The sequence below is a fragment of the Ruegeria sp. AU67 genome (genome assembly GCF_900312795.1).
GTDB lineage: Bacteria > Pseudomonadota > Alphaproteobacteria > Rhodobacterales > Rhodobacteraceae > Ruegeria > Ruegeria atlantica.
Genome location: NZ_OMPH01000016.1, coordinates 24,356 through 43,180, shown reverse-complemented (window position 1 = coordinate 43,180; position 18,825 = coordinate 24,356). Strand labels below are relative to the sequence as shown.

The window sequence follows — 18,825 nt, the reverse complement described above, 5'->3', positions numbered from 1 at the left end:
GCAAATGGGTCGCGGTGGCGTCCATAAGGATCGGTCCGAAGGACCTGAACGCAAGTGCATCGCCACGGGCGAGGTTCAACCTAAATATGGGTTGATCCGCTTTGTGACGGGGCCGGATGGTCAGGTCTTTCCGGATGTCGCGGCAAAACTGCCGGGACGTGGCGTCTATGTCGCGGCGGATCGCAGCGCGCTGGACAAGGCCGTGGGCAAAAAGCTGTTTGCACGTGGTTTCAAGGCGCAAGTCAGTGTGCCTAACGATCTCGCAGATGAAGTTGAGCGTCAGATTGCGCGCCGTGTGATCGAGTTGGTGAGCCTTGCGCGCAAATCCGGTGATGCGATCGCCGGTTACGAAAAGGTCAAGACGTGGCTGGACCGGGAAGAGGCCCAGGTACTGATACAAGCCTCTGATGGATCAGGGCGCGGCAAGTCGAAACTGAGCACGCCGCACTTCGGAACATACATCGGCTGGCTGACGGCGGACGAGCTGGGACAGGCATTTGGGCGCCAAACCGTGATTCATGCGGCGCTCGCCTCTGGCGGACTCGCCAAACGTGTTGTAGAGGAAGCGCAGCGCCTGCGTGGCTTGCGCGAAACGGATGACGGCGGCAGGGGCCGCGCGGAAGGGTAAGAAGCTTTATGAGCGATAATGACGGCAAAAAGACATTGGGTCTTCGTGGCGGGGCACGCCCCGGAAATGTGAAACAAAGTTTCAGCCACGGACGTACCAAAAATGTCGTGGTGGAGACCAAACGCAAGCGCGTGGTTGTTCCCAAGCCGGGTGCCGGCAAGCCGGGTGGCGGAGCAACGCCCTCGGGTGATCCGTCGCGCCGCCCTGCCGGGATTTCCGATGCGGAGATGGCCCGCCGGATGAAGGCGCTGCAGGCCGCCAAGGCCCGCGAGGTCGAAGAGGCCGCTGCCCGCGAGGCAGCTGAAAAAGCGCGTGAAGAAGAACGCGCCCGTCGTCGTGCGGAGCAAGAGGCTAAGGAACGCGAACAGCGTGAGGCCGAAGAACGTGCACGTGCCAAGGCCGAAGAAGAAGATCGCAAGCGCAAAGAGGCTGAAATAGCGGCCCAACGCGCTGCTGCTCCGGCTGCACCAGCAGAGCCCAAGGCGGCTGCTCCGCGCAGCCCGGCGAACAAGCCTGCGCCGGCTGCAACGCCGCGAAAAAACGATCGCGAGCGTGAACAGCGCGGCAATCGTGGCAAAGGCCGTGATGACAACCGCCGGTCCGGCAAGCTGACATTGGGTCAGGCCACGGGCGGCGAAGGTAATCGTCACCGCTCTATGGCGGCGATGAAGCGCAAGCAGGAGCGGGCGCGTCAGAAAGCCATGGGTGGTACGGTCGAGCGCGAAAAGGTGATCCGCGACGTACAGCTGCCCGAAGCGATCACGGTGTCAGAGCTGGCCAACCGTATGGCCGAGCGTGTGGCAGACGTTGTCAAATCGCTGATGAATATGGGCATGATGGTCACGCAGAACCAGACCATTGATGCCGATACCGCCGAGCTGATCATCGAAGAATTCGGTCACAAAGTGACCCGTGTCTCTGATTCGGATGTCGAGGACGTCATCAAAGAGGTCGAAGACGACGACAAAGATCTGAAATCGCGTCCGCCAGTCATCACCATCATGGGTCACGTTGACCACGGCAAAACCTCGCTTCTGGATGCGATCCGCGATGCGCGGGTTGTGGCAGGCGAAGCGGGTGGCATCACCCAGCACATCGGTGCCTATCAGGTGACAACCGATAGCGGCACCACTCTGTCCTTCCTGGATACGCCGGGCCACGCGGCCTTTACCTCGATGCGCTCGCGCGGTGCTCAGGTCACGGATATCGTGGTTCTGGTTGTTGCCGCCGATGACGCGGTGATGCCGCAGACTGTCGAAGCGATCAACCACGCGAAGGCGGCCGGAGTGCCGATGATCGTGGCGATCAACAAGGTCGACAAGCCAGGCGCGAACCCGGACAAGGTGCGCACCGACCTGTTGCAGCACGAAGTCATCGTCGAGAAAATGTCGGGTGAGGTTCAGGACGTCGAAGTCTCTGCCATCACCGGTCAGGGTCTGGATGAGCTGCTGGAAGCCATCGCGCTGCAGTCCGAGATTTTGGAGCTGAAAGCCAACCCGAATCGCGCCGCCCAAGGTGCCGTGATCGAGGCGCAGCTGGACGTGGGTCGCGGCCCGGTTGCCACTGTTCTGGTTCAGAACGGCACGCTGCGTCAGGGCGACATCTTCGTCGTGGGTGAGCAATACGGTAAAGTCCGTGCGCTGATTAATGACAAGGGTGAACGCGTCAAGGAAGCTGGCCCCTCGGTTCCTGTCGAGGTTCTGGGTCTGAACGGCACGCCCGAGGCTGGCGACGTTCTGAACGTGACTGAGACCGAAGCACAGGCCCGCGAGATCGCGGAATACCGCGAACAGGCCGCCAAGGACAAACGTGCGGCCGCTGGCGCCGCAACGACCCTTGAGCAGCTGATGCAGAAGGCCAAGGAAGACGAGAACGTCAACGAACTGCCAATTCTGATGAAAGCAGACGTTCAGGGCTCGGCTGAGGCCATCGTTCAGGCGATGGAGAAGATCGGCAACGACGAGGTGCGCGTGCGCGTGCTGCACTCGGGCGTAGGTGCGATTACCGAAACCGATGTCGGCCTGGCCGAAGCATCCGGTGCGCCGATCCTGGGCTTCAACGTGCGTGCCAATGCGTCGGCGCGGAACACCGCGAACCAGAAGGGCGTGGAAATCCGCTACTACTCGGTAATCTATGACCTTGTGGACGACGTGAAAGCCGCCGCATCCGGCCTGCTGAGCGCCGAGATTCGCGAAAAGTTCATCGGTTACGCCGAGATCCGCGAAGTCTTCAAGGTCACCGGTGTCGGCAAGGTTGCTGGCTGTCTGGTCACCGAAGGCGTGGCGCGTCGTTCCGCAGGCGTCCGCCTGCTGCGCGACAACGTGGTGATCCACGAAGGCACACTGAAGACGCTGAAACGCTTCAAGGACGAAGTGGCCGAGGTTCAGTCAGGTCAGGAATGCGGTATGGCGTTCGAGAACTACGACGATATCCGTGCAGGCGACGTGATCGAAATCTTCGAACGCGAAGAGGTCACCCGGACGCTGGATTGATCCGGTAGTACAGTAAAACAGAAAACAGCGGCTCTGACGGGCTGCTGTTTTTCTTTGTGCTACTGTCCGTTGGGCAAAAACGTCCCTCGATGCATGATGATATCGAAGTGCTGCACGCCCTTTAGCAAATCGAAACTGACCGAATGCCCGCCTTTGCGCAGGGCTTCCGCATAATCGCGACTTTGACGGATGAATTCCGGTGTGTCCCGTTCTGCCACTGTCACGTGATAGCGTGGACCGGGGGGTGGCAAGTGCAGGATCGGGGACAGATCGTGCACCTCGACCGGGGTCAGCTGCAGCGGGTCGTTCACCGAAGTCAGGCTGATCGGTTCCAGATCATAAACGCCGCTGATCAGGATTACATCGCGCACGCGTAATCCCGCGCGGGCTAACGCATCCGCCGAGGTCGCCATGACCATGGCCACCAGATGCGCGCCGGCACTGTGTCCCGATAGGGTGATCCGCGACGGATCAAAGCCCAAATCGAACGCGTTCTCTGCCAGCCAAAGCAGGGCATCCCGGCATTCGTTGACCATCTGATCCAGCCGCGCATCCGGGGCCAACGTGTAATTCAACGTGGCAAAAGATTGCTCTGCCTCAATCAGCGCAGGGGCCATCATCGCTGATTCGCGCTGGCTGAGCGCTTGCCAATATCCGCCGTGAACAAAGACGTGCAGAGACGCGCCTGCACCTTTCGCGGGAAAGAAATCCAGCACTTGCGTCGGCGAATCGCCATAGGCGACGTTTTCCTTCACGTCCATCCTCGCCCGGTGCTGCGCGCTGAGTGCGGTATAGCTGTCTAGATAAGGTGTCAGATCGCCGCCGATCATCGAACTGGGGGAGTACTCACGCTCCAGCTCATCCTTAGGGAACCCTCGATACAGCATCGCCTACTCCTGCCCCGCATACATCAATTCGGTGCGCACATCGTAGAGGTCGTGGAAGAAGCGTAAATCCAGGGCCTTGCGCAGAAAGGACACGCCGCTGGATCCACCCGTGCCGGGTTGGTTGCCGATGACACGTTCCACAGCCGTGACATGGTCAAAACGCCAGCGCTGGAACAGGGATTCGACGTCCATCAGTTTTTCGGCTAGCGTATAAAGGTCCCAATACCGGTCCGTGTCGCGGAACACCTGCCCCCATATCTTCACCACGCGGTTGTCGCCTGAATAAGGCTGCGCATAGTCCCGGTTTAGTAAATCATCGGGCACATCGAAACCTTGACGGGACAACATGTGCAGCACCTCGTCATACAGCGACGGTTTTGTCAGCGCGGCATTCAGTAAGCTCATGACCTCGGCGTCATGTTCGTGCACTTTCAGGGTCGAGGCATCTTTGTTGCCCAGAATAAATTCTATCTGACGATAGCCGTAGCTTTGGAAACCCGACGAACTGCCCAATGCCTCGCGGAAGGTCATGTAGTCGGCCGGCGTCATGGTCAGCAACGTCTCCCAAGCCGAGATCAGCTGGCGCTGAATCGCCTTGACCCGGTCGAGGTTCTTCATCGCAGGCCCGAATTCATCCTTTTGCAAGAACCGACGCACCTCGACCAATTGGTGGTGCATCAGTTTCAGCCATAGCTCGCTGACCTGATGGATGATGATGAACAGCATTTCATCCGGTTGCGCAGGGTCCTGAAACGTCTTTTGCAGGTTCAGCAAGGTCTTGAGCTGCAGGAAGTCGCCATAACTTTTGCGATGGGTTTCCGCGAAATCGGTGACCAGAGTGTCCTCGATCCCGCGTTCCAGATACCGGTCCTTGTCGCCCATGTGCTCCTCCAAACGCCCGAGTTCACCCCTGTTTAGGGTCTGATCCCGCGCAATTCCAGAGCGTTAAGTCCAGTCCAGAACAACTTTGCCGGACTGACCTGATTTCATCGCGTCAAAACCTGCGGCGAAATCGTCGACCTTCATCTGGTGCGTAATGACCCGGCTGACGTCCAGACCGTTCTGCAACATGGCGATCATCTTGTACCATGTTTCGAACATTTCACGCCCATAAACACCTTTGATGGTGATGGCCTTGAAGACGATACGGCTCCAATCCACTGGGGATTTTCCGGGGGGAATGCCCAGCAAGGCGATTTTGCCGCCCATCACCAGTGCCTCGACCATCTGGTCCAGTGCGGCTTGCGAACCGGACATCTCCAAGCCAACGTCAAACCCCTGCTGCATACCAAGCTCGGTTATGACATCTTGCAGGTCTTCCTTGCTGACATCCACGGACCGCAGGGTAGGCACGACGTGTTCAGCCAGCTTTAGACGATCCGGGTTGATATCGGTTATCACCACATGCCGTGCGCCTGCATGCCGTGCGACAGCGGCTGCCATGATACCGATAGGGCCTGCGCCCGTGATCAGAACGTCTTCGCCCAGCAGGTCGAAGCTGAGCGCAGTATGAACGGCGTTGCCCAAAGGATCGAGAATGGCTCCGATTTCGTCAGGTACGTCTTCAGGCAAGGGTACCACGTTGAAGGCAGGAAGTTTCAGGTATTGGGCAAAGGCCCCCTGTTCATTCACACCAATGCCCCGTGTACCAGGATCCAGGTGGAACTTGCCCGCGCGGCTTTGGCGACTGTCGGTTGTGATCAGATGACCTTCGCCAGAACAACGCTGGCCGATCTCCAGACCGGTGACATTACGCCCGATTTCGACGATCTCACCCGCGAATTCGTGGCCCGTGATCATCGGGATCGGCACTGTGGCCGCAGCCCAGTCATCCCAGTTCCAGATATGGATATCTGTCCCGCAAATGCCGGTCTTGTTGATGCGGATCAGAACCTCGTCTGCGTCGATTTCCGGCACAGGGGCCAGCACCATCCACAGGCCTTCCTCGGGTTTGGATTTCTCCAAAGCTTTCATTGTGTTGGGGCGCATCAGATCACTCCCAATTCTTTGCCGACCTTGCCAAAAGCGGTCAGCGCACGGTCCAATTCGTCCCTTGTTAGAGCCGCATTCATCTGTGTTCTGATCCGTGCCTGACCACGTGGGACCACTGGGAAAAAGAAGCCCGAGACATAGACGCCTTCGTCGAACAGGCCCGACGCCATATCTTGCGCCAGTTGCGCCTCGCCTAGCATAACAGGGATAATTGGATGCTCACCGGGCAGGAGATCAAAGCCCAGCTTTTCCAATCCTGCACGCCAGTATTTCGCGTTGCCAAAAAGTTGTGCGCGCAGCATGTCGCCCTCTTCGACCAGGCGGATTGCTTCCAATCCGGCGGCGACGATGGAAGGTGGCAGCGAGTTTGAGAAAAGGTAAGGCCGCGCCCGCTGCCGCAGCAGGTCGATCACTGGCTGCGGCCCGGCGATGTAACCGCCGATAGCCCCCCCAAGTGCCTTGCCCAAGGTTCCCGTCAGAACGTCCACGTCGACACCGAAGTGATCCGGCGTGCCCGCCCCGCTTGGCCCCATGAAGCCGGTGGCGTGGCAGTCATCCACCATGACGATCGCATCGTATTTGTCCGCCAGCTCGCGAATTTTTGGCAGGTTGGCCAGATAGCCATCCATTGAGAACACGCCATCGGTCGCGATCATGATGTGCCGCGCACCATCCTCACGCGCTTGTTTCAACCAAGCCTCAAGATCGTTCATGTCATTGTTCATGTACCGATAGCGCTTGGCTTTGCACAACCGCACACCGTCGATGATCGAAGCGTGGTTCAGACTGTCTGAGATGATGGCGTCTTCAGGCCCTAACAAGGGTTCAAAGAGGCCGCCATTGGCATCGAAACAAGCGGCGAACAGGATCGAATCGTCCTTGTTCAGGAACTTGGCCAGCCTTTGTTCCAACTCACGGTGAATGTCCTGCGTACCGCAGATGAAGCGGACCGAAGCCATGCCGAACCCCTTGGGTTCCATCGCGCCTTTGGCGGCCTCTATAAGAGCGGGATGATCGGCCAGACCTAGATAATTGTTGGCGCACAGGTTGATGACCTTCCGGTCACCCACCGTAATCTCACCGCCCTGAGGCGAGGTGATCATTCGTTCGCGCTTATACAGACCTTCTGCTTCGATCTGCGCGAGGGTGTCCGTAATGTGGGACAAGAATGCATCAGCCATGGCGGTCTCCGTTTGTCTGAGTCGCATATCTAACATAGCGGATATAATTCCCAAATAGGGGAATTACAATATACGGGAAAAAAATCCGTGAACGTGGATTTTCGCCGATATCAGGCGTTTTTAACGATCAGGAAGACCCGCGCAGGCCCGTTGGCAACGATCGAATGCGCGACATCCGCTGCATAGCGTGCGGTGTCACCGTGTTGCAGATCACTGACAGCCGTACCGGAAGTCACACGCACGGCGCCTTCCAGCACGGTCAGCTGCTCTCGTGCTCCACGGGCGTGGGGCTGGCTGTTCAGTGCGCCGTCTTTGTCGAACTTAATATCGTAGACCTCGTGACCACCGGCTTCCTCGGGCGGTGAAAGAATGCGAATCCGGCAGTTTTGGCCCATGTTGTCGATACTGGGCACCTCGGATTTCCTAAGGACTTCGATCTGGTTCGTGCTGTTCGCTTCCTCCAGAAGACCCGCGAAATCCACCTGTAGCGCACGGGTCAGGTTCCACAGGGTCGAGATCGTCGGGCTGCTTTCGCCCCGCTCGATCTGACTGACCATCGATCTGGATACGCCGCTAAGATTTGCCACGGCTTCAAGCGACAGGCCCTTGGCCCTGCGAGCCTCTTTCAGGCGTGCGGGCAGGCGTGTCAGGATATCATCTGGGTTTTCCGTCATGACGGAATCTCATGCGCGTTTGTCCGTCATATGTCAATTCTGCTTGTGACGGTACGTTCCATGGGACAGCCTGATGCCGCAGATGCATAGTGCCGTCAAATTCCGGAGGAGTAGAGACATGAAAGACATCGTGATTCTTGATGGTGCCCGCACCGCGATTGGTACGTTTGGCGGGGCGCTGGCATCAACCGCGCCGATTGATCTTGCGACCGTGGTGACGGAAGCGGCGATGGAACGTTCAGGGGTCGAACCGACCCAGATCGGCAGCGTTGTTTTTGGCCACGTGATCAACACCGAGCCACGCGATATGTACCTGTCGCGCGCCGCTGCAAAACAAGCGGGCATTCCGAACGAAACGCCCGCGATGAATGTGAACCGCCTGTGCGGGTCCGGGGCGCAGGCGATTGTGTCCGCTGTGCAGTCTCTGATGTTGGGTGATGCAGAATTTACCGTGGCCGGAGGTGCCGAAAGCATGTCGCGCAGCCCCTACATCGTTCCTCAGGCGCGCTGGGGTGCGAAGATGGGGGATGTTAAATCGCTCGATATGATGCTGGGTGCCCTGAATTGTCCCTTTGGCACCGGTCATATGGGTGTGACAGCCGAGAACGTGGCGGATGAACATCAGATCACGCGTGAGCAAATGGACGAATTTGCCCTTGCCAGCCAGGCGCGGGCTGCTGCTGCGATTGGGGCTGGCTATTTTGAAAGCCAGATCGCGCCGGTTCAGGTCAAAGTCAAACGCGACATGGTCGATTTCACGGTCGACGAACACCCCAAGCAGACCTCGGCCGAGGCGCTGGCAGGACTGCGCCCGGCGTTCAAGAAGGACGGTCGGGTGACGGCTGGAAACGCGTCCGGCATCAACGACGGTGCCGCCGCGATGGTTCTGGCTACGGCTGAAGCAGCTGAGAAAGCGGGTCTGAAACCCAAGGCGCGCATTCTTGGATATGGCCACGCTGGTGTCCGTCCCGAGGTTATGGGGATCGGACCGGTTCCGGCCGTTCAGAACCTGATGGCGCGTACGGGCCTGTCGATCGAGGATTTCGATGTGATCGAAAGCAACGAGGCCTTCGCGTCGCAAGCCTTGGCCGTAAACAAAGAACTGGGGCTGGATGCCGCCAAGGTGAATCCGAACGGGGGGGCAATTGCTTTGGGGCACCCGGTGGGCGCTACAGGCGCGATCATCACCCTTAAGGCGTTGTATGAGCTGGAACGCATCGGCGGATCGAAGGGCCTGGTCACGATGTGCATTGGTGGCGGACAGGGTATCGCCATTGCCTTCGAGCGGATCTGATCCGGATCGGGCAGAGGGGGGGCTGTCTGCCCCCCATCGCGCTTGCGCGTTTTCCCCCGAGGATATTTTGGCCAGATGAAGCTGGCGGACTTGCCTTAGGTGAAGGCTGTCAGGATCAGGATAATTGCGGCGCCAGCTGCGGCGCCAATAGTTGCCGGAAGAATAGCTGCCGACAGCCCTTTGTTCTGGGCGTCGTCCTTATGCGTCTGCGCGATCAGCGCATTTTCCACCAAAGCGGGCAGGCGCGGGCCGAAGCGGGCCAGCACCATGGCGGTTTTGCCAAAATCCCGTAGTGCTGCGCGGGGGCCGATGGATTGCTTGATGTAATCTTCGACAACCGGGCGGGCGACTTCCCAGATGTTGATGCGCGAGTCCAGTGACCGCGCCACGCCTTCGACGACCACCATTGTCCGTTGCAGCAGGATCAGTTCCGTGCGGGTTTCCATGCCGAACCGTTCTGTCACCTCGAACAGGTAATTCAATAGGCGCCCCATCGAAATATGAGTGGCATCCATGCCAAAGATAGGCTCTCCGACCGCGCGCAGGGCGCGGGCAAACTCGTCGACGTCCCTGTCGGCAGGGACATAGCCAGCTTCGAAATGCACTTCGGCCACGCGTTTGTAGTCGCGGCGAATAAAGCCAAAGAGGATCTCGGCATAAACCCGGCGAGTATATTCGTCGATATGACCCATGATGCCATAGTCGTAGGCAATGATGTCCCCATTGGCCGCGACCTTCAGGTTGCCCTGATGCATGTCAGCGTGGAAAAAACCGTCTCGAAGTGCGTGCAGCAGGAACAAGCGCAGCACGCGTTCCGCCAGATCACCACGGTCGTGCCCGGCGGCGTCCAGCGCGGCATTTTCGCCCAGCGGAACGCCGTCAGCCCAGCTGAGTGTCATCACACGGCGGGCTGACAGCGACCAGACGACCGGGGGCAGCCAGAAGCCCGCGTCGTTCTTGGTGTTGGCCGCATACTCCGACGCGGCGGCGCTTTCCAGCCGCAGGTCGAGCTCGCCGCGTACGACGCCGTCGAAATGTTCGATCACCTCCATCGGGCGCAGGCGGCGCGCACCGGGGGCGAATAGCTGCACGATGCGTGCGGCGAAATAAAATGCGTCTACATCCTTGCGGAAGGCGCGTTCAATGTTTGGGCGCAGAACTTTGACGGCGACGTCTTCGCCGGTGCTAACCAGCTTGGCCTTGTGGACCTGAGCAATTGAGGCCGCGGCGATGGGTTCACTGAATTCGCTGAACACTTCGGAAACCGGCTGGCCCAGTTCCTTTTCAACCTCGGCCATGGCTTCGGCTTTGGAGAATGGGGGAAGCTTGTCCTGCAGCACGCGCAATTGTTCGGCCAACTCATCCCCGACCACATCGGGACGGGTCGACAATACCTGACCAAACTTGATGTATGCCGGTCCAAGCGCCGTCAGCGCCCTTGTGGCGGGGGGCATGTCAGGATCGCCTTTGTAACCCAGCCATTGGAATGGCTTGCCCAAAGCATGCGCCAGAAACCGCAGTGCGCGCGGAGCCTCGAACGCATCCAGCACAACGTTCATGGCACCTGTGCGCTCAAGAGTGGCGCCCGTGCGGATCAGGCGAATGATGTTGTGTGGTCCGCGCATCAGATTTTCCAGCCGGAATGCAGCGCGGCGATACCCATGCTTAGGTTGCGGTACTTGGCATTTTCAAATCCGGCCGCGCGGACCATGCCCAGAAACGTTTCCTGATCCGGGAAATTACGGATCGATTCGACCAAGTATTGATAGCTGTCGTAGTCATCAGCGATGAGTTTCCCCATGCGCGGGATGACGTTGAAGCTGTAAAGATCGTAGAGCTTTTGCAGCCCGTCATTAGGCAATTGGCTGAATTCCAGCACCATCAGGCGGCCTCCGGGTTTCAACACACGGAATGCTTCGTTCAGGGCCTCTTGCGGGCGGGTCACGTTCCGGATGCCAAACGAGATGGTGTAGACGTCGAATGTGTTGTCGTCGAAGGGCAGAGCCATCGCGTCGCCGACCACCCAGTTCAGGCTGTCGGCCATCTGGTCTGCCTCGGCGCGCCGTCGGCCTTCGACCAGCATCGGTTCGGTCAGGTCCAGCACGGTAGCATGGCCATAGCCCGCGCGTTTCAAAAAGCGGAACGAGATATCTCCAGTGCCACCTGCGACATCCAGCAGGCGCTGGCCTGGGCGGGGCGCAAGCCAGTCCATCATCGCGTCTTTCCAGACCCGGTGAATGCCCATCGACATGACATCGTTCATCACGTCATATTTCGAGGCGACCGAGTTAAACACGCCCTGTACACGCCCGGCCTTTTCAGCCTCACGTACGGTTTCGAACCCAAAATGAGTGGTCTTGTCGCTGTTGTCGGACATTAGCCTTGCCGTTTTTCGAATTTCGCCTCTGTTATAGGGCTCTGGAACCGGGGCACAATGCGGCCCTTTGGAATAGGAGCCGTGTAATGCCGGAATTGCCCGAGGTCGAGACAGTAAGACGCGGCCTGAGCCCAGCGATGGAAGGCGTGGTGATCGACCGGGCAGATGTGAATCGCCCCGATCTGCGCTGGCCTTTCCCTGAACGGATGGCCGAGCGGTTGACCGGGCAGACGGTTCAAAAATTGCGTCGTCGGTCAAAATACATTCTTGCCGATCTCAGCAGTGGTGAAACCTTGTTGATCCATTTGGGCATGTCAGGCCGGATGACCGTATCCGGCGATCCGCTTGGGCAATTCGTGCATGAGCATCCGATAACCCAAAAACATGACCATGTGGTCTTTCACATGGCGAATGGCGCACGTGTCACGTTCAACGATCCGCGCCGGTTTGGTGCGATGGACCTATTGCAGACAGCAACTGCGGACGATCACAAGCTGCTGTCTGTCCTCGGGCCTGAACCTTTGGGTAATGATTTTCACGAACAACATCTGATCGATGCGTTTCGGGGAAAGAACACTCCGATCAAATCGGCGCTGCTGGATCAGGGAATCGTTGCCGGCCTGGGCAATATCTACGTGTGCGAGGCGCTATTTCGAGCCGGAGTGTCGCCACGTCGCAAAGCCGGCCAAATTTCTGCGACCCGTGTCGCAGCACTTGTTCCGATCATCAGGAAGGTATTGCAGGACGCCATCGAAGCAGGTGGATCTTCCCTACGCGATTTCCGCCAAGCCGATGGAGAACTTGGATATTTTCAGCACAGCTTTGACGTCTATGGCCGTGAGGGAGAACCCTGCAGGACTGACGGTTGTGGGGCTCCAATTAAAAGAATCACCCAGTCCGGTCGCTCATCCTTCTACTGTGCGCAATGCCAAAGATAGCTTGATCCAGCGAATGCGCGTGGTAAGGAATCGTACCTGAACGGAACAACCGGAAGCTTTCACCTCATGGCTTTTGAGACGATCATCGTCGAAATCGAAGACCACGTCGCCCTTATCAAGCTCGACAGGCCCGATGCGCTGAACGCGCTGAACTCACAACTGGCGCAGGAATTGTGCTCGGCATTGGAAGATGCGGATAGCAACGACAAAGTGCGCTGCATCGTCATCACCGGGTCGGACAAGGCGTTCGCTGCGGGCGCGGACATCAAGGAAATGTCCGAGATGAGCTTTGTGGACGTTTACAGCTCGAACCTGTTTGGTGCTCTGAACGACCGCGTGTGCGCGATCCGCAAGCCCATCATCGCTGCCGTAGCCGGATATGCGTTGGGCGGCGGGTGCGAACTTGCGATGTTGTGCGATTTCATCATCGCAGCGGACACTGCCAAATTTGGCCAACCTGAGATCAATCTTGGCGTCATTGCCGGGCTTGGGGGCAGCCAGCGTCTGACGCGGTTTGTCGGCAAGTCCAAATCCATGGACATGAACCTGACCGGCCGTTTCATGGACGCAGAAGAAGCTGAACGCGCTGGCCTTGTCAGCCGCGTCGTTCCCGCCAAGAAGCTGATGGATGAGGCGATGGGCGCAGCCCAGAAGATTGCCGAAAAATCCCAACTGTCCGCTATGGCAGCCAAGGAGTCGGTAAACCGCAGCTATGAGCTGCCGCTGAGCGAAGGCATGCTGTTCGAACGCCGCGTGTTCCATTCAATGTTCGCGACCGAGGATCAAAAAGAAGGTATGGCCGCGTTCCTGGAAAAACGCGCCGCGCAATTCCGCGACAAATAAGCGGTTCCCTGATCAAATCGAAACCGGCGGGCCTTTGCCCGCCTTTTTCATACCAGCTATGCGCATCAAAAGAATCGCCTTGGCAAACCCGGCCAACTTGGGTAGTAACCGCCACCATACATGCGCGTGCGGCCCGCTTGGCCCGACTCACACTCGTGATTTCTGATCTGGTGCGGATATTCCGTTGCGCGCAACCCTAGACAACGTACCGAACCAAAGGTCAGAGACACACATGGCTAATTCGCCCCAAGCAAAAAAACGCGCTCGTCAGAACGAGAGCCGTTTCGCAATCAACAAAGCACGTCGTTCGCGCATCCGTACCTACCTGCGTAAGGTAGAAGAAGCGATCGCATCCGGCGACAAGGACGCTGCAACCGCAGCACTGCGCGCAGCTCAGCCTGAACTGATGCGCGGCGTCACAAAAGGCGTTTTCCACAAGAACACAGCGTCGCGTAAAATGTCGCGCCTGTCGGCTCGTGTAAAAGCGCTGGGCTAAGGCCCGGGTTGACCTTGGGTCAACCAAGCAAGGTGAAATGATAGAAAATGCGCCGCGCCCGGCGGCGCTTTTTTTTTGCTGTTGCCGGAAAGCCGCGCCTTCACAAAACCGAGAGATTCTTTCGGCGAAAGATACGAGTCAATATCAGAGTTTCGTTGCCGGATGCCTTGGCCTCTTGCTACCACTGTTACAGCGATTCACTCGCTTGGGGGGACAGGCTGTTCCAACGACTAAACTGACGGGCATCAGGACGGTCAGGAACGAATGTTGGCAACTGGTTTGCTAATCTGCTGCGGTCCTTGGGTCACCAGGGAACCAAGCCCTGTCGAATTTGAGATTGCGTTGCGCAACCCTGTTTTCAGGGCGTTCCGGGTATGGAGCGCCGGCAAGTAGGGATGTGCGGACTTTCTAAAACACACCCGCCAAACTTCTGCGGTTTGGCGTCGTGTATCCCTTTGCGTGTGAAAGCATAATCCGGGCAACCGGAAAATAGCAATAAGGCCGACAGGCCAATAAAGAATGGGATGCGTGAGGCGCTTAATGACACAAGAGAAATGGGGACTACTACGAAACAAGTTGCTCAAGGCTATCGGAAAAAACAACTACACGACCTGGATTGAACCTCTTGAATTCCAAGAGTTGCAGGACGGCGTAGCGGTGTTTTCCGTGCCGACTAATTTCATGGGCAACTATGTCAGTCAGAACTTTGCGGATCTCATACTGTATGAGATGAACACCGCAGGGGAAACGGTTCAACGACTGGCCTTTCGCGTCGCTGCTAACTCACCGGCGCGCCCTAAAGTAGACACCGAATCCGAGCCGACTGTTGTGCGGGATGCACCTGTTGCGCCGCAGATGGAAGCCGCGAATGGCGCGTTTGAATCCTTGCAGGCCGCGCCATTGGATTCCCGCTTTACCTTCGACAGTTTTGTTGTTGGTAAACCCAACGAATTGGCCCATGCCGCGGCGCGTCGTGTGTCTGAAGGTGGTCCTGTGACCTTCAACCCGCTGGTTCTTTACGGTGGCGTTGGTCTGGGTAAGACGCACCTGATGCATGCCATCGCATGGGAGCTGAAAACAAAACACCCCGAGTTGAACGTGCTATATTTGTCGGCGGAACAGTTCATGTACCGTTTCGTGCAGGCCCTTCGCGAGCGCCGGATGATGGACTTCAAACATTTGTTTCGGTCGGTTGACGTGTTGATGGTGGACGATGTGCAGTTCATCGCGGGCAAAGATTCGACGCAGGAAGAGTTCTTCCACACATTCAATGCACTGGTGGACCAGAACAAACAGATCATCATCTCGGCCGACCGCGCCCCGGGTGAGATCAAGGACCTAGAGGATCGGGTGAAATCGCGTCTGCAATGTGGTCTGGTGGTCGATTTGCACCCAACCGACTATGAACTGCGCCTGGGCATCCTGCAAAACAAGGTGCAGCAGTACAGCAGCACATATCCCGACCTGACAATTGCCGATGGTGTCCTGGAATTCCTGGCGCACCGGATCTCGACCAATGTTCGCGTGCTGGAAGGTGCTCTGACCCGTCTGTTCGCTTTTGCCTCGTTGGTGGGGCGCGAGATCGACATGGAGCTGACGCAGGACTGTCTGGCCGATGTGCTGCGCGCATCCGAGCGCAAGATCACTGTCGAAGAGATTCAGCGCAAGGTTTCGGACTATTACAACATCCGCCTGTCCGACATCATTGGACCTAAACGCCTGCGGTCTTATGCCCGCCCGCGTCAGGTTGCGATGTATCTGTGCAAGCGACTGACCAGCCGGTCCCTGCCGGAAATCGGGCGCCGCTTCGGAGGACGTGACCACACGACTGTCATGCACGGCGTAAAACGCATCGAAGAGCTGAAAACCACAGACGGCCAGATTGCCGAAGATGTGGAAATGCTGCGGCGCGCGCTGGAAGCCTGAGCTCCTACCCATATCACTTGAGAAACGCCCCGGACCCTCACGCCCGGGGCGTTTTCTTGTGCGCTATTTTCCACGGTTGGAAATGAACTGTGCTTGAAGGGCCACGCGGCCCTTGACGCTTTGGGCAATCCGACCGAGAAATCCATAAAAAATCCTTGTGCCTCAGGGCGGAACCGCTAACGTGCCAGTCCCGCCCATTTCGGCACGCAAGTCAGAGGAATTAAGGGTATGAAGATCAGCATCGAACGCGGCACCCTTCTCAAGGCCGTTTCCCAGGCCCAATCTGTTGTCGAACGTCGCAACACCATTCCCATACTTGCCAACGTTTTGATCGAAGCCGAGGGCGATCAAGCCATGTTCCGGGCGACCGACTTGGATATCGAAGTTGTCGACAAAGCGCCCGCACAGGTCGAAAAGGCCGGGGCCACAACGGTGGCCGCAACGACGTTGCATGAGATCGTGCGCAAGCTTCCGGATGGAGCGTTGGTGACACTGACCGCCGACAGCGCCGCAGGGCGTCTGACGGTTGAAGCAGGCCGGTCGAATTTCTCATTGGCGACGCTGCCAAAGGAAGACTTCCCTGTGATGGCGTCTTCGGAATACCAATCGAACTTTACTGCCTCGGCAGCCCTGCTGCGCCGGTTGTTCGACAAGTCGAAATTCGCCATCTCGACCGAAGAGACGCGTTACTATCTGAACGGCGTCTATATGCATGTGGCCGACGGGTCCGAAGGCGGCAAGGTGCTGCGCTGTGTGGCCACCGATGGCCACCGACTGGCACGCATCGACGCGGATCTGCCCGATGGCGCTGCAGACATGCCAGGTGTGATCGTGCCGCGCAAAACCGTAGGCGAACTGCGCAAGCTGCTGGACGACGATGAGATGGATATCGCCGTGTCGGTCAGTGAAACGAAAGTGCGCTTTGCAACCCCGGACATCACGCTGACCTCAAAAGTGATCGACGGGACGTTCCCGGATTACACACGTGTGATTCCTCAGGGCAATACGCGCCAACTGGAAGTCGATGCGGCCGAATTCGCAAAGGCGGTAGATCGGGTTGCAACTGTGTCCTCTGAGCGGTCTCGAGCGGTAAAGCTGCAGCTGGATACAGATAAACTGGTGCTTTCCGTCAACGCCCCGGATAGCGGCGCGGCCGAGGAAGAACTGGCAGTGGCCTATGGCGACGAGCGGCTGGAGATCGGATTCAACGCCAAGTACCTGCTGGAAATCGCCTCTCAGGTGGATCGTGAGAACGCTGTGTTCCTGTTCAATTCAGCGGCTGATCCGACCCTGATGCGCGAAGGCAATGATCTGAGCGCGGTATACGTCGTTATGCCGATGCGCGTCTGATCGCACGGACGTGCGATGCCTCCGGCGGGAGAGATTTTGAAAAGATGAAGGGAGGGGTCATGGGTTTGGCCCTGACCGAGCTTAACGTCTCGCATTTTCGGTCCCACAAGTTGGCGCGACTATCTTTGGATGGTCGGCCTGTTGCGATTCATGGATCGAACGGGGCGGGCAAGACCAACATCCTGGAAGCGGTGTCCCTGTTTTCCCCCGGTCGCGGAATGCGGCGGGCCAGCGCGGCCGAAATGACCCGACGCCCCGAGGCGCTGGGTTGGAAACTGTCCGGGTTGCTGCAGGCGCAGGGGCGACAATACGAGATTGAGACCTGGTCCGAGGGCGGTGTCGCCCGGCAAGTCCGCATTGATGGCAAGGCGTCTAGCCAGATTGATCTGGGCAAGCTGGCGCGAATTGTCTGGCTGATCCCTTCGATGGACCGAATTTGGATCGAGGGGGCCGAAGGACGCCGGCGTTTTCTGGACCGGATCGCGCTGAGTTTCGACCCGGCCCATGCTGAAGCATCTTTGACCTATGAAAAATCCATGCGCGAACGGAACCGTCTGCTGAAAGAGCAGGTACGCGATGCGCATTGGTATGCAGCACTTGAAGCGCAGATGGCGGAGACGGGGTATCGTATTCACGCGGCGCGGCTTTCGGCGCTGGATCATCTGCGCGCGGCGCAGGATCAGGCGGAAACTGCGTTTCCATCTGCGGAATTGGAGCTGGTACAGACCGAAGGTGCGATGCCGGAAACGGAAGCGGATCTGCGCGAAGCGCTAAGAGAAAGCCGGTTCCGCGATCTGGCGGCCGGACGCACGCTGGTGGGGCCGCATCGGTCGGACGTGTACGGGGTGTTCGCTGCCAAGGGCGTTCCGGCCAAGGATTGCTCGACGGGTGAGCAGAAGGCTTTATTGGTCTCTTTGATCCTGTCGAACGCACGAGCCTTGGCGAGTATGATCGGCGCGCCCCCGATCGTGTTGTTGGACGAGGTGGCGGCGCATCTGGACGCGGACCGGCGCGCGGCGCTGTATGATGAGATTTGTGCGTTGGGCGCTCAGGCCTGGATGACGGGCACCGGGCCTGAGCTGTTTGCGGAACTGGGCGACCGGGCCCAATCCTTGATCGTGAGTGATGGCTTTGAGGGCTCGGTCGTGTCCGCTTAGGCCGGCTCGCCGACTTTACGTTCCCACAGGAAGCCGCGCATGACTTCATCGACCGGGGTTTTTGCCATGTGGTTCACGTAGTTCGACATGGTTTTTTGCGCCAGGCCCAGCACCACATCCAAAACAGCGCGGTGAGAGTAGCCCGCATCAAAGAACGCCTGCAGCTGTGCTTCGGTCGGGTTGCCGCGGGTTTCCATCATTTGCAGGGTGAAGGTGCGCAGTGCTTCAAGCTTGGCCGAAGGTAGCAGGGTTTCATTGCGCAGGGCTTCGGTGATTTCGTCGGAAACCTTCATCATCTTGGCGATGCCGGTATGAGCGGGCACGCAATAGTGGCATTCGTTTTCCACATTGATGGTCTGCCAGACGACGGTTTTCTCATCATTGTCGAAATCGGTCTGCATGAACAGGCCATGCAGCACCTGATAGCCTTCCAGATGCTGGGGGCTTTCGGCCATGACCTTGTGCAGGCCGGGCAGGCGGCCAAAAGCGGCTTGCGATTTTTCCAGTAGCGGTTTGGACCCTTCGGGGGCGGATTCGAGATCATGTGACGGGAAATTGGCCATGTTGGAACTCCTTTTCTGGCGGGGTAA

General features: G+C 58.2%; 17 protein-coding genes. 9 read left to right on the top strand and 8 right to left on the bottom strand.

Annotated elements, in window-relative coordinates:
• Positions 1-4 precede the first annotated feature (4 nt).
• Both DK510_RS05505 and infB read left to right on the top strand, forming a co-directional pair.
• Entirely contained in the window at positions 5-628 is a 624-nt protein-coding gene (locus tag DK510_RS05505; protein ID WP_058272981.1) for an RNA-binding protein, read from the top strand.
• Positions 629-636: 8 nt separating this feature from the next.
• Positions 637-3,120 carry a translation initiation factor IF-2 gene (gene infB, locus DK510_RS05500; RefSeq protein WP_058272980.1) on the top strand — a complete coding sequence of 828 codons (2,484 nt, stop codon included), beginning with the start codon at positions 637-639 and terminating at the stop codon, positions 3,118-3,120.
• 59 nt (positions 3,121-3,179) lie between these two features.
• Here infB and DK510_RS05495 read toward each other — a convergent pair whose 3' ends face one another.
• From DK510_RS05495 to DK510_RS05475, 5 genes are all read right to left on the bottom strand, one after another.
• On the bottom strand, positions 3,180-4,007 hold the full coding sequence (locus tag DK510_RS05495; protein ID WP_109311264.1) for an alpha/beta hydrolase: 828 nt from the start codon (positions 4,005-4,007) through the stop codon (positions 3,180-3,182).
• 3 nt (positions 4,008-4,010) lie between these two features.
• Positions 4,011-4,889 carry a tryptophan 2,3-dioxygenase gene (locus DK510_RS05490; RefSeq protein ID WP_109311263.1) on the bottom strand — a complete coding sequence of 293 codons (879 nt, stop codon included), beginning with the start codon at positions 4,887-4,889 and terminating at the stop codon, positions 4,011-4,013.
• 63 nt (positions 4,890-4,952) lie between these two features.
• Entirely contained in the window at positions 4,953-5,981 is a 1,029-nt protein-coding gene (gene tdh / locus DK510_RS05485; RefSeq protein WP_109311326.1) for an L-threonine 3-dehydrogenase, read from the bottom strand.
• A gap of 14 nt (positions 5,982-5,995) precedes the next feature.
• Positions 5,996-7,180, bottom strand: a complete 1,185-nt coding sequence (locus tag DK510_RS05480; RefSeq protein WP_109311262.1) for a glycine C-acetyltransferase — start codon at positions 7,178-7,180, stop codon at positions 5,996-5,998.
• A 110-nt stretch (positions 7,181-7,290) separates the two neighbouring features.
• Positions 7,291-7,854 (bottom strand): helix-turn-helix domain-containing protein, encoded by a 564-nt coding sequence (locus DK510_RS05475; RefSeq protein ID WP_109311261.1) that lies wholly within the window; start codon positions 7,852-7,854, stop codon positions 7,291-7,293.
• A gap of 118 nt (positions 7,855-7,972) precedes the next feature.
• Here DK510_RS05475 and DK510_RS05470 point away from each other — a divergent pair, with 118 nt between their 5' ends.
• On the top strand, positions 7,973-9,148 hold the full coding sequence (locus DK510_RS05470; RefSeq protein WP_109311260.1) for an acetyl-CoA C-acyltransferase family protein: 1,176 nt from the start codon (positions 7,973-7,975) through the stop codon (positions 9,146-9,148).
• Between the two features lie 95 nt (positions 9,149-9,243).
• On the opposite strand, the gene ubiB is transcribed toward DK510_RS05470, so the two are convergent.
• Together ubiB and ubiE are read right to left on the bottom strand one after the other, a co-directional pair.
• Positions 9,244-10,773 carry a 2-polyprenylphenol 6-hydroxylase gene (gene ubiB / locus DK510_RS05465; RefSeq protein ID WP_109311259.1) on the bottom strand — a complete coding sequence of 510 codons (1,530 nt, stop codon included), beginning with the start codon at positions 10,771-10,773 and terminating at the stop codon, positions 9,244-9,246.
• Complete coding sequence (gene ubiE, locus DK510_RS05460) at positions 10,773-11,525, bottom strand: bifunctional demethylmenaquinone methyltransferase/2-methoxy-6-polyprenyl-1,4-benzoquinol methylase UbiE (RefSeq protein WP_109311258.1); 753 nt, start codon at positions 11,523-11,525, stop codon at positions 10,773-10,775. Before ubiE ends, ubiB begins: the two co-directional genes overlap by 1 nt.
• Positions 11,526-11,611: 86 nt before the next feature.
• On the opposite strand from ubiE, the gene mutM reads away from it, so the two are divergent.
• From mutM to recF, 6 genes are all read left to right on the top strand, one after another.
• On the top strand, positions 11,612-12,463 hold the full coding sequence (gene mutM, locus DK510_RS05455; RefSeq protein WP_109311257.1) for a bifunctional DNA-formamidopyrimidine glycosylase/DNA-(apurinic or apyrimidinic site) lyase: 852 nt from the start codon (positions 11,612-11,614) through the stop codon (positions 12,461-12,463).
• Positions 12,464-12,529: 66 nt separating this feature from the next.
• On the top strand, positions 12,530-13,306 hold the full coding sequence (locus tag DK510_RS05450) for an enoyl-CoA hydratase (RefSeq protein WP_058276503.1): 777 nt from the start codon (positions 12,530-12,532) through the stop codon (positions 13,304-13,306).
• A gap of 232 nt (positions 13,307-13,538) precedes the next feature.
• Positions 13,539-13,802: a 30S ribosomal protein S20 gene (gene rpsT / locus DK510_RS05445; protein WP_058272970.1), complete on the top strand. Its 264-nt coding sequence runs from the start codon at positions 13,539-13,541 to the stop codon at positions 13,800-13,802.
• A 540-nt stretch (positions 13,803-14,342) separates the two neighbouring features.
• Positions 14,343-15,728 carry a chromosomal replication initiator protein DnaA gene (gene dnaA, locus DK510_RS05440; protein ID WP_058276502.1) on the top strand — a complete coding sequence of 462 codons (1,386 nt, stop codon included), beginning with the start codon at positions 14,343-14,345 and terminating at the stop codon, positions 15,726-15,728.
• A 228-nt stretch (positions 15,729-15,956) separates the two neighbouring features.
• Positions 15,957-17,078: a DNA polymerase III subunit beta gene (gene dnaN, locus DK510_RS05435; RefSeq protein ID WP_058272968.1), complete on the top strand. Its 1,122-nt coding sequence runs from the start codon at positions 15,957-15,959 to the stop codon at positions 17,076-17,078.
• 59 nt (positions 17,079-17,137) lie between these two features.
• Positions 17,138-18,235, top strand: coding sequence for a DNA replication/repair protein RecF (gene recF / locus DK510_RS05430; protein ID WP_200833216.1), 1,098 nt, complete (start codon positions 17,138-17,140; stop codon positions 18,233-18,235).
• On the opposite strand, the gene DK510_RS05425 is transcribed toward recF, so the two are convergent.
• Entirely contained in the window at positions 18,232-18,798 is a 567-nt protein-coding gene (locus DK510_RS05425; protein WP_109311255.1) for a carboxymuconolactone decarboxylase family protein, read from the bottom strand. The genes recF and DK510_RS05425 overlap by 4 nt on opposite strands.
• Between the last annotated feature and the right edge of the window lie 27 nt (positions 18,799-18,825).

Excerpts from the sequence above, each read along its gene's own strand:
- DK510_RS05450 (WP_058276503.1), top strand. The coding sequence starts at position 12,530 with ATGGCTTTTGAGACGATCATCGTCGAAATCGAAGACCACGTCGCCCTT.
- ubiB (WP_109311259.1), bottom strand. The coding sequence starts at position 10,773 with ATGCGCGGACCACACAACATCATTCGCCTGATCCGCACGGGCGCCACT.
- DK510_RS05505 (WP_058272981.1), top strand. The coding sequence starts at position 5 with ATGGGTCGCGGTGGCGTCCATAAGGATCGGTCCGAAGGACCTGAACGC.
- mutM (WP_109311257.1), top strand. The coding sequence starts at position 11,612 with ATGCCGGAATTGCCCGAGGTCGAGACAGTAAGACGCGGCCTGAGCCCA.
- tdh (WP_109311326.1), bottom strand. The coding sequence starts at position 5,981 with ATGAAAGCTTTGGAGAAATCCAAACCCGAGGAAGGCCTGTGGATGGTG.
- DK510_RS05480 (WP_109311262.1), bottom strand. The coding sequence starts at position 7,180 with ATGGCTGATGCATTCTTGTCCCACATTACGGACACCCTCGCGCAGATC.
- DK510_RS05490 (WP_109311263.1), bottom strand. The coding sequence starts at position 4,889 with ATGGGCGACAAGGACCGGTATCTGGAACGCGGGATCGAGGACACTCTG.
- recF (WP_200833216.1), top strand. The coding sequence starts at position 17,138 with ATGGGTTTGGCCCTGACCGAGCTTAACGTCTCGCATTTTCGGTCCCAC.
- ubiE (WP_109311258.1), bottom strand. The coding sequence starts at position 11,525 with ATGTCCGACAACAGCGACAAGACCACTCATTTTGGGTTCGAAACCGTA.
- dnaN (WP_058272968.1), top strand. The coding sequence starts at position 15,957 with ATGAAGATCAGCATCGAACGCGGCACCCTTCTCAAGGCCGTTTCCCAG.
- DK510_RS05425 (WP_109311255.1), bottom strand. The coding sequence starts at position 18,798 with ATGGCCAATTTCCCGTCACATGATCTCGAATCCGCCCCCGAAGGGTCC.
- rpsT (WP_058272970.1), top strand. The coding sequence starts at position 13,539 with ATGGCTAATTCGCCCCAAGCAAAAAAACGCGCTCGTCAGAACGAGAGC.
- dnaA (WP_058276502.1), top strand. The coding sequence starts at position 14,343 with ATGACACAAGAGAAATGGGGACTACTACGAAACAAGTTGCTCAAGGCT.
- DK510_RS05470 (WP_109311260.1), top strand. The coding sequence starts at position 7,973 with ATGAAAGACATCGTGATTCTTGATGGTGCCCGCACCGCGATTGGTACG.
- DK510_RS05475 (WP_109311261.1), bottom strand. The coding sequence starts at position 7,854 with ATGACGGAAAACCCAGATGATATCCTGACACGCCTGCCCGCACGCCTG.
- infB (WP_058272980.1), top strand. The coding sequence starts at position 637 with ATGAGCGATAATGACGGCAAAAAGACATTGGGTCTTCGTGGCGGGGCA.
- DK510_RS05495 (WP_109311264.1), bottom strand. The coding sequence starts at position 4,007 with ATGCTGTATCGAGGGTTCCCTAAGGATGAGCTGGAGCGTGAGTACTCC.